Below are 13,149 nucleotides of genomic sequence, written 5' to 3'. Positions count from 1 at the left end.
CTCTTCAATTGACCAAACTAACTAGCTAGTACAATTTATCTCCACAGGCTGAAACGACAGCCGATTCCAAAAACAATAAGTGGAGAGACCCTCGATGCCCCCTATCGTTCTGGTGCTCAACGGCCCGAACCTGAACCTGCTCGGCACCCGTGAACCGGCGACTTATGGTCACGAAACCCTGGCAGACATCTCTGCGCTGTGCGGACGTGCCGCTGAAGAATTCGGCCTGGCCGTGGAGTTTCGCCAGACTAACCACGAAGGTGAGTTGCTCGACTGGATTCACGCCGCTCGCGGTCGTTGCGCCGGGATTGTGATCAATCCGGCCGCGTGGACTCACACCTCGGTGGCGATCCGCGACGCCCTCGTCGCCAGCGAACTGCCCGTGATCGAAGTTCACCTGTCGAACGTCCACGCTCGTGAGCCTTTCCGGCATCACTCGTTCGTCTCGGCCATCGCTACCGCCGTGCTGGCCGGCTTCGGCAGCCTCGGCTATCGCCTGGCGCTTGAGCATTTCAGTCTGCAATTGAAGAGGTGAACGCGATGACTCAGCACAACACCGTATTGGCCGGGCTGATCGGCGCCGGCATTCAGGCGTCCCGCACACCCGCGATGCACGAGCACGAAGGCGACGCGCAGGGCATGCGCTACCTCTATCGCTTGATCGACCTGGATCAGTTGCAGCTCGATAGCAGTGCCCTGCCCGACCTGCTGATGGCGGCCGAGCGCATGAGTTTCACCGGGCTGAACATCACCTTCCCGTGCAAGCAGGCGATCATCCCGTTGCTCGACGAACTGTCGCCTGAAGCGCGCGGCATCGGCGCGGTGAATACCGTGGTGTTGAAAGACGGCAAACGCATCGGCCACAACACCGATTGCCTGGGTTTTGCCGAAGGTTTTCGCCGGGGCTTGAAGGACGCTGCCCGTGAGCATGTCGTACAGATGGGTGCCGGAGGCGCAGGCGCGGCAGTGGCCCACGCGCTATTGAGCGAAGGCGTACAACTGCTGAGTATTTTCGACGTGGAAATCAGCCGGGCGCAGGCCCTGGCGGACAACCTCAATCAGCATTTTGGCGCCGGCCGAGCGGTGTCCGGGCATGAGTTGCCAAGCACCATGGCCCAAGCGGATGGTTTAGTGAATACCACGCCCATGGGCATGAAAAAACTGCCGGGAATGCCGGTGCCGGTGGAGTTGCTTCGCCCCGAGTTGTGGGTGGCGGAGATCGTTTACTTCCCGCTGGAAACCGAATTGTTGCGCAATGCTCGCGCCCTTGGTTGCCGCACCCTGGATGGCGGCAACATGGCGGTGTTTCAGGCGGTGAAGGCGTTTGAATTGATCAGCGGCGTGGTGCCGGATGCGCAGCGAATGCTCGCGCATTTCCAGAGCATGAATGGCTGAGTGGATGCAGTGAGGGGGCAATCCCCTCACTGCATATCAAGCCTGCAGGTAGCGCAACACCGACTCGCAAATCATCGCCCGATGACGCTGCTTGATGGCTTCATCCGGCAAGTCGATCTGAAAAATCTCACCGAAGGTATGACGGTTCGACACGCGATAGAAGCAGAACGAACTGATCAACAGATGCACATCCAGCGCATCAAGTCCGCTTCGGAATACGCCCTCCTCGGCACCGCGACGCAAAATCTCGCCCAGTGAATCGAGGAGCGTATTGTTCATCGCCTTGATCGCATCGGAGCGCTTCACGAATTCAGCGTTGTGAATGTTCTCGATGCTGACGATGCGCACGAAATCGACATTGCGATCATGGTGGTCGAACGTGAACTCCACCAGACGACGAATCGCCTCGACCGGCGCCAGCTCGGTCAGGAGCAGACGGTTTTCGGTGCTGCGAATGTCCCCGTAGAGCTTTTCCAGCACTTCAACGTACAGCTGCTCTTTACTGCCGAAGTAGTAATAGATCATGCGTTTTGAGGTGTGGATGCGCTCGGCGATTGCATCGACGCGAGCCCCGGAAAGTCCCTGCTGGACGAACTCGACAATCGCCTCTTGAAGGATGTTCTCGCGGGTCTTTTCCGGATTGTTTTTGCGGCTTTTGCGAGGCTCGACGAGGGGTTCGCCGGGCACTGCGGAGCGTTCAGAAGTCATTGTCATTGCGGGCTCACGGCCATCACTGCACAGGCTGGCGATTATGGGCCGCGCCGCACAGCGAAGGAAGCCGTGCGGCAGCGGTTTGTGATCGACGCTTACGATTTTCCTACAACTTGGCCTGACGAATGGCCCCGCTGCGGGATTTGGCCATCGCCGCCAGTCGAACCGCGACGTTGGCCGCGCCGTAACCAGCATAGCCGTTCTTGCGCTGAATGATTTCAAAGAAGAACCGCCCTTCGAACGGCTCGGTGTACACATGAAACAGCTCGCCGCCCAGGGCATCGCGGTCGTACAGAACGTTGTAATAGGCCAGTTCGCTGAGGAATTCGTCATCGAAGTCGAAGCGCGCGGCGAGGTCATCGTAGTAATTGAGCGGGATGTCCAGCAACGGCACGCCCGCCTCTTTCGCCCGGCTGACTTGCGCAAAGATGTCATCACAATCAAACGCGATGTGATGCACACCGGAACCGCGATAACTCGACAGCGCATGTGAGATTGCGGTGTTGCGGTTCTCGGAAATGTTCAACGGCAAGCGGATCGAACTATCACGGCTGCGTAGCGCGCGACTTTTTACCAGGCCGTACGGGTCGGGCAACACCACTTCGTCATCGGCTTCGAAATCCAGCAAGCTCTTGTAGAACAGCACCCAACTGTCGAGGCTGTCGGCTGGCAAGGCCATGGCCATGTGGTCGATACGCTTGAGGCCGCCACTGGACACGGCGGCTGGGTCCAGATTGAAGTCGGTGCCGTAGACGTCAGCGTGCTGGTCCACCAGATAAATCAGGCTGCCATCCGGTGCACGTACCGCCGCCAATTCCAATTCATTGGGGCCAACCAGTCCGCGATACGGCTGACCTTTGTAAGCCACGGCCCGTGCCAGCGCGCTCGCACTGTCTTTGACTCGCACGGCGGTGGCGCACAGCGACGGACCATGCGCTTCGAAAAAGCTGTGGGCGAACGAGTAAGGCTCAGAGTTGAGGATCAGGTTGATATCGCCCTGGCGAAGCAGGCTTACGCTCTTGGAGCGATGTTGCCCGGCCTTGACGAAACCCAGGCGCTCCAGCCAATGGGAGAGCTTGGCGCCGAGGCTTTCGTCCACGGCGAATTCCAGAAACTCGACGCCGTTGTATTCGCTGGCTTTCGGTGTCTCGAACAAAATTTCCGGGTGGCCGGCAGGTTTGGCTTCTTGCGCCAGACGCTCGCGGGTTTTCTCTTCGAGGTACAGCAACGAACGCAAACCGTCAGCGGCATTGGCCCGAGGGGGCGCGGCGCGGAAACCGTCGTTGAAGATTTCCAGCGACAGCGGCCCGGTGTAGCCGCTCTTGATGATCGGTGCGAGGAACCCCGGCAAATCGAATTCGCCCTGACCCGGAAAGCAGCGAAAATGCCGGCTCCACTCCAGAACATCCATGGCCAGGATCGGCGCGTCGGCCATTTGCACGAAGAAAATCTTGTCGCCAGGAATCTCGGCGATGGCACTCGGATCGCCCTTGAGAGACAGGGTGTGAAAGCTGTCGAGCAACACGCCGAGGTTGGGGTGATCGGCCTGACGGACGATGTTCCACACCTGTTGATAAGTGTTCACATGCCGGCCCCAAGCCAGGGCTTCGTAACCGATCCGCAGACCACGCGCGCCCGCGCGTTCGGCCAGCAGGCGCAAGTCGTCGACGAGGATTTGCTCATCGCCGACAGAATCGGCGGACGCGTTACTGCACACTAACACCAGGTCGGTGCCCAGTTCCTGCATCAAGTCGAACTTGCGCTCGGCCCGTTCCAGATTGCGCGGCAGTCGGTCACGGCGGCAACCTTCGAAGTCGCGGAACGGTTGAAACAGTGTGATCGCGATCCCGAGATCGGCGCACATCTGTTTGACCTCCCGTGGGCTACCGTCGTAGTAGAGAAGGTCATTCTCGAAAATCTCCACCCCGTCAAAACCGGCGGCTGCAATGGCTTCGAGTTTTTCCGGCAGGGTACCGCTCAAGGAAACGGTGGCAATGGAACGCTGCATATTTCGACTCCCGGTGGTGGAGACAATCTTGTTATCGATATCGCACGCTTTATGTAGCAGCTGGCGAAGCCTGCGTCCGGCTGCGAAGCAGTCGTGAATTCAGGCGACGCGGTCATACAGGTAAACCGCGTGCACAGGGTTTACGACTGCTTCGCAGCCGGACGCAGGCTTCGCCAGCTGCTACAAGGATCGCGTTTAACGAGGGGGAATTATTGGCCTGGCGGAATCGCACAGCAATGCAAAGTGTACTATCCGGTTAGTTTTGCGTGCGATTATCGAACAGAATGGCCTTTGGCGAATTGACGATTTTTTGTCCACTCCGCAACATTTACTCACATTGAGCCCGATCATGAACCTCGGGCCCGGTTACCAAAGACCCGGAACACCACATAAAAAGAATCGGTGGACTACATGACTCCTTCTCAAAGTTCTCCCGTGGAGCACTCCTCCATGACTCCTGCCAACGACAGCATCGGCGACAAGATCCGCGGCGCCATGGCAGTCGGCAAAACCCGTTGGGGCATGCTGGCGCTGGTGTTTTTCGCAACGACACTGAACTACATCGACCGTGCCGCCCTGGGCGTCATGCAGCCCATCCTCGCCAAGGAAATGAGCTGGACGGCGATGGACTACGCCAACATCAACTTCTGGTTCCAGGTCGGCTACGCCATCGGTTTCGTGCTGCAAGGCCGGTTGATCGACCGGGTCGGCGTCAAGCGCGTGTTCTTCTGCGCCGTGCTGCTCTGGAGTATCGCCACCGGCGCCCACGGCCTGGCCACTTCGGCCGTCGGCTTTATGGTCTGCCGATTCATCCTCGGCCTGACGGAAGCCGCCAACTACCCCGCCTGCGTGAAGACCACGCGCCTGTGGTTCCCGGCCGGCGAACGCGCCGTGGCCACCGGCATCTTCAATGCCGGCACCAACGTCGGTGCGATGTTCACCCCGATGCTGTTGCCGCTGATCCTTCAGGTCTGGGGCTGGCAAGCTGCGTTCCTGTGCATGGCGGCACTGGGCGCGATCTGGTTGCTGTTCTGGGGCTTGAAGTATTTCAACCCGGAAGATCACCCGAGCGTCAAACAATCGGAACTGGACTACATCCAGAAAGAAGTCGAGCCGGAACAGGCCCGCGTGCCGTTCTCGAAAATCCTGCGCATGCGCGGCACCTGGGCCTTCGCCCTCGCCTACTCGATGACTGCACCGGTGTTCTGGTTCTACCTGTATTGGCTGCCGCCGTTCCTCAATCAGCAATACAACCTGGGGATCAACGTGACTCAGATGGGTATTCCGCTGATCATCATCTACCTGACGGCAGACTTCGGCAGTGTCGGTGGCGGGATCCTCTCCTCGTTCCTGATCGGCCGCGGGGTCAACCCGATCAAGGCGCGATTGATGTCCATGTTCCTGTTCGCCTGCTGCATCATCGGCGTGGTCATGGCGGCCGGTTCGAGCAGTCTGTGGGTCGCGGTGGCCGCCATCTCCCTGGCCATCGGCGCGCACCAGGCCTGGACCGCGAATATCTGGAGCCTGGTGATGGACTACACGCCTAAACACATGATGAGTACGGTATTTGGTTTTGGCGGCATGTGCGCAGCCATCGGCGGGATGTTCATGACGCAGTTGGTCGGCCACATTCTGACCGTCACCAACAACAACTACACCGTGCTGTTCACCCTGATCCCGGCGATGTACTTCATTGCCCTGATCTGGATGTACTTCATGGCACCGCGCAAGATTCCTGCCGTTACCGAATAAAGAAAGGTCACCACAATCCCTGTGGGAGCGAGCCTGCTCGCGAAAGCGTACTGTCATTCAACATCGGCGTTGACTGACCTGACGCCTTCGCGAGCAGGCTCGCTCCCACAGTTCGTTTGGCAGTTTATCGACGACTCTGCTGCCACGCTGCCGCCAAACCGCTGCAGCAAATCACCGCGATCCCGACCACGGTGGTCAGGGTCGGCGTGTGGGAAAACAGCAGCCAGCCCAGCAGACCGGCAAACACAATCTGGCAATAGCCGAAGGGTGCCAGCAGCGCAGGCGCGGCGTAGCGGAACGCCTGAGTCAGAAACAAGTGAGCCGTCATCCCGCAAGCCCCCAAGGCCACCATCAGCAAGCCGTGCCCAAAGGTTGGCATTTGCCAGAAGAACGGCACCAGCACACACATCACCAAGGTGTTGCACAGGCCGGCGAAGAAGTTACTGGTAGTCGGGCTGTCGATGTTGCTGAGCTTGCGGGTGAGCAATTGATAGAAGCAGAAAAACAGCGCCGAGCAGAACGGCAACAGCACCGCAGGCGTGAACAAATCACCCCCTGGGTGGACGATGATCAATACGCCGATAAACCCACAAATCACCGCGATCCACTGGCCACGGGTGACGTGCTCACCCAGCAACGGCACCGACAACGCAGTGACCAGCACCGGCGCAAGAAAGTTGACCGCCGTGGCTTCGGCCAACGGGATGTATTGCAAACCAGTGGTGAAAAACAGACTGGTGCCCAACAGACACAGCGCTCTCATTGTCTGCAGCAAAGGCCGCTTGGTACGCAGCACGCCCAATCCGGATTGCGGCAGAAAAATCCCGGCCATCAACAAGGTGTGAACCACATAACGCGCCCAAACGATCATGACCATCGGGTAAAAGCCCAAGAGGTATTTCGATATGGCGTCATGGCTGGAAAAGAGGAAGGTGGCGAGAACGATCAGCAAAATCCCTTTGAAGGGGCGATTTACGCCGGAGAGCGGGGTGCTGACGGTCATATGGGTTCCCTTGTGCCTGGCGAATTCCAATAATTTAGAACCTGGTTCCAGATTCCTATATAAGCATAAGCCGAAAGTGTTCGAACAACGCACGGTTTTCCGATGAACAGAGTTCACATTGGAATGGGGGTATGTCCGAGTTAACTGAACAACTCTGAAGCAAGGCTCGCTGCCGACAACTCTTGGGCAAACGCCAACAACAGCGGTGCCAATTCATGCAGCCGCGCCCCGGGCATGCGCGCACTGGGTCCGGCTATGCTCAACACCCCGATTACCCGCCCTTCGCTCGGGTGTCGCACCACGGCAGCAATGGCCGAGGTGCCCACCGCCGAACTCTCTTCAACCCAGGCGTAACCCTGTTCGCGCGCCAGACGCAGACGCTCCAGCAGTTCAATATTGGAACGTGGCGCATTCGGCCCCAGGTCCTTCGGCCGCTCATCGCCCTGACGCTCTACCAGCGACAACGCTTCGGCATCGCTCATGCACGCCAGCCACGCGTGGCCCGACGCGGTATAGAACAACGGCGCATCGCGGCCCATGTCCGGGTCGTATCGCAGGCCGGACCGCGCGCCTTGAGACTTGGCGATCCAGATCTGCCGCTCGCCTTCAATGACGCCCAGGCGCACCAGTTCACCGGTTTCCTCCGCCAGGCGATCCAGCACCGGCTGCACGATATCCGCACCACTGCCCGCCAGATAACGAAACCCCATCGCCACCAGTTTGGTCGACAGGTGATAGCGCAGGTTATCCGGATTCTGCCGCACGTAACCCAAGCGGATCAGCTCGGCAAGCAAGCGATGGGTCGCGCTTTTAGGGATGTCCAGTTGCTCTGCCAACGTCTGCATCGGCAGACCCCGAGGGTCACTGGTAAGACTTTCCAGCACGCTGAAAACACGTTCGATCTGACTGCCGGCCATGGGAGATTCCACACACAATTTGCCTGATTCTAGAAGATGAACCGAATAACGCGAAATCTGGAACTCAACGGTCGATAAGTAGTGGCCATTAACCCATTCCATAAAAACCCGTCGCCTTAAGGAATTCGACGGGCTATCCATGTTCCTACAGGGGCACACACAGAATCCCGGACGACCGGACTGGCGTCGTTCCACCGCACCAGCAACACTCATCTCCACGGACAATCAGAGGATTCCCACATGCTATGGAAAAAAGGCCGACGCAGTGACAACGTGGTCGATGCCCGTGGTGATGATGTCGGCGGTGGTGGCGGTGGGATGCGTTTCGGTGGCGGCAAGGGCTTGAGCCTGACCGCGATTATTCTGATTGTCGGCATCGGCTGGATCACCGGGCAGGACCCGCTGCAGATCCTCGGACAACTCACCGGGCAAATGAGCGAGCAATCGGCACCGGCCACCAACCAAACCCGCAAGGCGCCGCCGGCCAATGACGAAGGCGCCGAATTCGTGCGTTCTATCCTTGGCGATACCGAAGACACCTGGGGTCAGATTTTCCAGCAGGCAGGTCGGCAATATAAAGACCCGACCCTCGTGCTGTTCAGCAATCGCGTCAATTCCGCCTGTGGTCTGGCGACATCGGCAACCGGTCCGTTCTATTGCCCGGCCGACCAGAAGGTCTACCTGGACATGGCGTTCTTCCAGGAAATGTCGCAACGCTTTGCCGCCGCCGGCGACTTCGCTCAGGCCTACGTGATCGCTCACGAAGTCGGACACCACGTTCAGACCTTGCTCGGCGTTTCAGCGAAAATTCAGACTGCCCGCGCGCAAGGCCGGCAAATGGAAGGCGATGGCGGTTTACTCGTGCGTCAGGAATTGCAGGCCGATTGCCTGGCCGGGGTCTGGGCCAATCATGCGCAACAGCGTCTGAACTGGCTGGAACCCGGCGATATCGAAGAAGCCTTGAACGCCGCCAACGCCATCGGCGACGACCGCTTGCAGCAGCAAGGTCAGGGCCGAGTGGTACCGGACTCGTTTACCCATGGCACGTCAGCGCAAAGAATGCGCTGGTTCAAAACCGGATTTGCACAAGGCCAGGTGGGCCAGTGCGATACCTTTGCGGCGAAAAACCTGTAAATGAATAAGTGGCTGTTAGCTGTACTGTTTACCTGCGCAAGTACCCAAGCTGCCGAGCATGGGGTGAAAGAACTCAGCCCCGGCCGGCTGTTGCTCAAAGAAGGCGAAATGGCGGTGGGCATCGGCCCGACGCCCGAGAAAATCGAACGTGTGCTGATCATCATCCACGGCCGTTTACGCAATGCTGAAACCTACCGCCAGAGCGCCGAGCAGGCGGCTGAACTGGCAGGACAAAGCCAAACCACGCTGGTGATCGCCCCACAATTTCTCAACGAAACCGATGTAGCCCTGCATCCCGTGGCTGACACCGTGCTGCGCTGGCAGGGCAATGACTGGATGGCCGGCGGCTTATCCACCGCCCCGTTTGCGCTGAGTTCCTATGGAGCACTGGATCAGATCATCCAGAGGGTCAGCGACCGGAAACAATTTCCGGACGTGAAACAAATCGTCATTGCCGGTCATTCCGGTGGTGCCCAGGTGGTTCAACGTTATGCATTGCTGGCTCACGACCAACCGGCGCTCACCGCTGCCGGGGTGAAAATCCGCTATGTGGTCGCCAACCCTTCCTCGTATGCCTATTTCGATGAGCGCCGGCCCATGGCATTCGATCACGCGAAATGCCCCGGCTTTAACCGATGGAAATATGGCCTGACGGATTTACCCCTCTATGCCAGTGGGCAAACGGCGCCGCAGATTGAAGGCAATTACGTCACGCGTGACGTGACGTATCTGCTCGGGAAGCAAGACATCGACCCGCAGCATCCGGCGCTGGACAAGGGGTGCGAGGCGCAAGCTCAGGGCGCCAACCGCCTGGCTCGCGGGCACAATTATTTCGATTATTTGCTGCGCCGCAATCCTCGCGGGGTAAACCAGCAACTGGTCGACGTGCCGGGAGTTGGGCATAACGGGGATGGGATGTTTACGTCGCCGGAGGGGCAGAAGGTGTTGTTTGGGCAGTGAGTTTGTTGGTGCCTGATCTGACGCTATCGCGAGCAGGCTCGCTCCCACAGTGGATCTCTAGCGGACACGAATTTTGTATTCTATAGAGCACCCATGTGGGAGCGAGCCTGCTCGCGAAGAGGCCCTCAAGCCAAAAGCATCTGCCGCAATGCCACGCAATCCGCCGCATGCCAATCTGTCAGCTCCGGCCACGGGTTATCCGGCAAATTCACCAACACCGTCCGCGCCCCCGCCGCTCGCCCGCAATCCAGATCAAACCGGTAATCACCGACCATCACCATCTCGCTCGCAGGCACCTTCCAGGCTTCGGCCAGTTTCAGCAAGCCACCGGGATGCGGTTTAGGCGGTGCTTCGTCACGCCCCAGCACATCCTCCACTGCGAAACAGTCGGCCAGGCCGATGGCCTCCAGCGTGACGTGCGCCAGTTCCCGGGCATTGCGCGTGAGAATGCCCAGGCGATAGCCACGCCCGGCCAACTCCCGCACCAGCTCAACTGCCCCCGGCGCCGGTTTCGAACCCATCGCCAGATCCCGTTCGTGCTCCAGAAGCCACGCATGTTTAGCCGCCGCTTCATCGGCCGGCAATGCCGCAAGGTGCGTCAGGATGTCGTCTTCAGCCGGGATCGCCAATGCCACGCGAATCGCCGCGAAGTCATGCACGGCCACCGTCAGGGTGCCGTCCATGTCGAACACCCAGTGACGCACCTCGGCCAGGCTCATGCCCAATCCTTGCGATGGCGAATCAGGCCTTCCTGCGTGACCGACGCCACCAGTTGCCCGGCGCGGTTGAACACGCTGCCACGGTTAAAGCCACGGGAATTACCGGCCCACGGGCTGTCCATCGCGTAGAGCAACCAGTCATCGGCACGCAGATCCTGATGGAACCACAGCGCGTGATCGAGGCTGGCGACTTGCATATCTTTGTGCCAGACCGTTTTGCCATGGGGCTGCATCGAGGTGACCAGCAGACCGAAATCCGACGCATAGGCCAGCAAATATTTGTGTAGTGCCGGCGAGTCGGCCAAGGCACCGTCTGCGCGAAACCAGGCGTACTTGATCGGGTCGGACGGCAGCGGGTTGTAGGGATCTTTCTCGGTCACCGGGCGAAATTCGATCGGTTTCGGGCACAGCAGTTTTTCGCGCATGTGCTCGGGAATCAGGTGCGCCCGTTGCTGGGTGAGTTCCAGTTCCGAGGGCAGGTTTTCCGGGCCGACCACAACCGGCATCTCGGCCTGGTGCTCGAAGCCTTTTTCGTCGTACTGGAAGGAGGCGCTGCAAGTGAAAATCGGATTGCCTTTCTGGATCGCCGTCACCCGGCGCGTGCTGAAACTGCCACCGTCGCGCACCCGGTCCACCTGATACACCACGGGCAACGCGGAATCGCCCGGCCGCAGAAAATAGCCGTGCATGGAATGCACATGCCGCGCTTCTTCAACCGTCTGACTGGCTGCCGACAGCGACTGACCGATCACCTGACCGCCGAACAACTGGCGAAAACCCAGGTCCTGACTACGGCCACGGAACAGGTTTTCTTCGATCGGTTCCAGGGTCAGTAAATCGACCAGATCATCCAACACTTGGCTCATTCAGACTCTCCTCACGCAAAACATTGCCGCGCAGTCTTGGCTGCGACGGGCGATTCAATTTCTGGCCCGGGCCAATAATATGGGAGCCATTGTAAACGTCCGCGTCGGCTTATCCATGCAAGGTTTGCAGCCATTGTTCACGGGTGATGCGATAGAGCACATGGTGGCGCAGGGGATGATCGGCCGCGAGCCTGGGATGCTCGAAGTCATCGGCTGAATCATGGTGCATGCCGATGGCCTGCATGACTTTCTCGGAAGGCGTGTTGGTTTGCGTGGTAAAGGACACGATTTCTTTCAGCGCCAACCGGTCAAACCCACACCGCAGCGCGGTCCACGCCGCTTCACTGGCGTAGCCCAGGCCCCAATGTTCGCGAGCCAGGCGCCAGCCGATTTCGGTCGCGGGAGTGAATGGCGCGTCGAAACCCACTACACCCAGCCCTGTAAAGCCGATGAACTGGCTGGTGTCCTTGCGTTGCAGGGCCCACAGGCCGAAACCATGCTCGGCAAAATGCCCGCGTACGCGCCCGATCAGCGAGGCAGTTTCCAGCCGACTCAACGGCGCCGGGAAATAGCGCATCACCTGAGGATCGGCACACATCGCCGCAAACTCCGGCAGATCGTCATCGCGCCACTGCCGCAACAGCAGTCGCGCGCTTTCGAGTTCCAGTATTGGCTCCATCGCGTTCCCCCGTTTCCATGCTGCAAGTCTACATCGCTGGTAGGATCCTTCTCTCATTCCTACATGAAATCATCATGCCGCTGCCGCTGATTTATCACGAAGACTACAGCCCCGAGTTCCCGGCGGATCACCGCTTCCCCATGGACAAGTTTCGCCTGCTGCGCGATCACCTGGTGGACAGCGGCCTGACCCGGGACGCCGACCTGCTGCGCCCGGAACTCTGCCCTGCGCAGATTCTCGCCCTCGCCCATGATGCTGCGTATATCGAACGTTACATGAGTGGCGAGTTGTCCCGTGAAGACCAACGGCGCTTGGGCCTGCCCTGGAGCGAAGCTTTGGCCCGGCGCACGGTGCGCGCGGTCGGAGGTTCGTTGCTGGCGGCCGAACAAGCGCTGGAGCACGGACTGGCCTGTCACTTGGCCGGTGGCACGCATCACGCGCATTACGACTACCCGGCCGGCTTTTGCATCTTCAATGACCTGGCGGTGATCAGCCATTACCTGCTGGAAAGTGGCCGGGTGAATCGGGTGCTGATCTTCGATTGTGACGTGCATCAGGGCGACGGGACTGCACGAATCCTGCACAACACCCCGGACGCAGTGACGGTTTCCCTGCACTGCGAAAAGAATTTTCCTGCACGCAAAGCAGAAAGTGACTGGGACATTCCGTTGCCCAAGGGCATGGGCGATGCCGACTACCTGAAAGTGGTCGACGATGCGCTCAACTATTTGCTGCCGCTCTATCAACCGGATCTGGTGTTGTATGACGCCGGGGTCGATGTACACAAGGACGACGCCCTGGGTTATTTGAAGCTGACGGACGAAGGCGTGGCGGCGCGTGATGAAAGCGTCATGCGCCATTGCCTGGGCCGGGATATTCCGGTGGTCGGGGTGATTGGTGGCGGCTACAGCAAGGACCGCAAGGCCCTGGCGCGCCGGCATGGGATTCTTCATCACAGCGCGCAACGGGTCTGGCAGTCATCAGGTTGTCATTGAACCGTGGGTC

The 13,149-nt window shown here is 59.4% G+C and carries 13 protein-coding genes; 6 read left to right on the top strand and 7 right to left on the bottom strand.

From position 1 onward, the window contains the following. The first annotated feature begins 94 nt into the window (after window positions 1-94). Both aroQ and J2Y56_RS22285 read left to right on the top strand, forming a co-directional pair. Complete coding sequence (gene aroQ / locus J2Y56_RS22290; RefSeq protein WP_007946605.1) at window positions 95-535, top strand: type II 3-dehydroquinate dehydratase; 441 nt, start codon at window positions 95-97, stop codon at window positions 533-535. 5 nt (window positions 536-540) lie between these two features. After that, window positions 541-1,395, top strand: a complete 855-nt coding sequence (locus J2Y56_RS22285; RefSeq protein ID WP_007946606.1) for a shikimate dehydrogenase — start codon at window positions 541-543, stop codon at window positions 1,393-1,395. A 36-nt stretch (window positions 1,396-1,431) separates the two neighbouring features. Here the strand turns inward: J2Y56_RS22285 and J2Y56_RS22280 are convergent, their stop codons facing one another. Both J2Y56_RS22280 and quiC read right to left on the bottom strand, forming a co-directional pair. Then, the gene (locus tag J2Y56_RS22280; RefSeq protein ID WP_007946607.1) at window positions 1,432-2,109 is read right to left on the bottom strand and encodes a TetR family transcriptional regulator; all 678 of its coding nucleotides are present in this window, start codon (window positions 2,107-2,109) and stop codon (window positions 1,432-1,434) included. Between the two features lie 103 nt (window positions 2,110-2,212). After that, window positions 2,213-4,114, bottom strand: a complete 1,902-nt coding sequence (gene quiC, locus J2Y56_RS22275) for a 3-dehydroshikimate dehydratase QuiC (RefSeq protein ID WP_310352768.1) — start codon at window positions 4,112-4,114, stop codon at window positions 2,213-2,215. 450 nt (window positions 4,115-4,564) lie between these two features. Here quiC and J2Y56_RS22270 point away from each other — a divergent pair, with 450 nt between their 5' ends. Then, entirely contained in the window at window positions 4,565-5,866 is a 1,302-nt protein-coding gene (locus tag J2Y56_RS22270) for an MFS transporter (protein ID WP_007946609.1), read from the top strand. Between the two features lie 124 nt (window positions 5,867-5,990). On the opposite strand, the gene J2Y56_RS22265 is transcribed toward J2Y56_RS22270, so the two are convergent. Beyond that, window positions 5,991-6,869: a DMT family transporter gene (locus tag J2Y56_RS22265; RefSeq protein WP_007946610.1), complete on the bottom strand. Its 879-nt coding sequence runs from the start codon at window positions 6,867-6,869 to the stop codon at window positions 5,991-5,993. A gap of 140 nt (window positions 6,870-7,009) precedes the next feature. Next, on the bottom strand, window positions 7,010-7,786 hold the full coding sequence (locus J2Y56_RS22260) for an IclR family transcriptional regulator (protein WP_007946612.1): 777 nt from the start codon (window positions 7,784-7,786) through the stop codon (window positions 7,010-7,012). Between the two features lie 240 nt (window positions 7,787-8,026). On the opposite strand from J2Y56_RS22260, the gene J2Y56_RS22255 reads away from it, so the two are divergent. Together J2Y56_RS22255 and J2Y56_RS22250 are read left to right on the top strand one after the other, a co-directional pair. After that, window positions 8,027-8,920, top strand: a complete 894-nt coding sequence (locus J2Y56_RS22255) for a neutral zinc metallopeptidase (RefSeq protein WP_007946613.1) — start codon at window positions 8,027-8,029, stop codon at window positions 8,918-8,920. Then, entirely contained in the window at window positions 8,921-9,880 is a 960-nt protein-coding gene (locus tag J2Y56_RS22250) for a hypothetical protein (RefSeq protein ID WP_007946615.1), read from the top strand. Window positions 9,881-10,005: 125 nt separating this feature from the next. Here J2Y56_RS22250 and J2Y56_RS22245 read toward each other — a convergent pair whose 3' ends face one another. From J2Y56_RS22245 to J2Y56_RS22235, 3 genes are all read right to left on the bottom strand, one after another. Continuing rightward, entirely contained in the window at window positions 10,006-10,599 is a 594-nt protein-coding gene (locus tag J2Y56_RS22245; protein WP_310352764.1) for an HAD family hydrolase, read from the bottom strand. Next, the gene (gene tesB / locus J2Y56_RS22240) at window positions 10,596-11,465 is read right to left on the bottom strand and encodes an acyl-CoA thioesterase II (protein ID WP_007946617.1); all 870 of its coding nucleotides are present in this window, start codon (window positions 11,463-11,465) and stop codon (window positions 10,596-10,598) included. Before tesB ends, J2Y56_RS22245 begins: the two co-directional genes overlap by 4 nt. A 109-nt stretch (window positions 11,466-11,574) precedes the next feature. Further along, on the bottom strand, window positions 11,575-12,144 hold the full coding sequence (locus tag J2Y56_RS22235; RefSeq protein WP_007946618.1) for a GNAT family N-acetyltransferase: 570 nt from the start codon (window positions 12,142-12,144) through the stop codon (window positions 11,575-11,577). A gap of 74 nt (window positions 12,145-12,218) precedes the next feature. Between J2Y56_RS22235 and J2Y56_RS22230 the strand changes: the two genes are divergently transcribed. Continuing rightward, on the top strand, window positions 12,219-13,139 hold the full coding sequence (locus tag J2Y56_RS22230) for a histone deacetylase (RefSeq protein WP_033049344.1): 921 nt from the start codon (window positions 12,219-12,221) through the stop codon (window positions 13,137-13,139). Window positions 13,140-13,149 lie beyond the last annotated feature (10 nt).

The organism is Pseudomonas sp. BE134 (genome assembly GCF_031456105.1).
Classification (GTDB): domain Bacteria; phylum Pseudomonadota; class Gammaproteobacteria; order Pseudomonadales; family Pseudomonadaceae; genus Aquipseudomonas.
The sequence above is the reverse complement of the archived record's forward strand: the minus strand, read 5'-3'. Positions and strand labels throughout refer to the sequence as shown.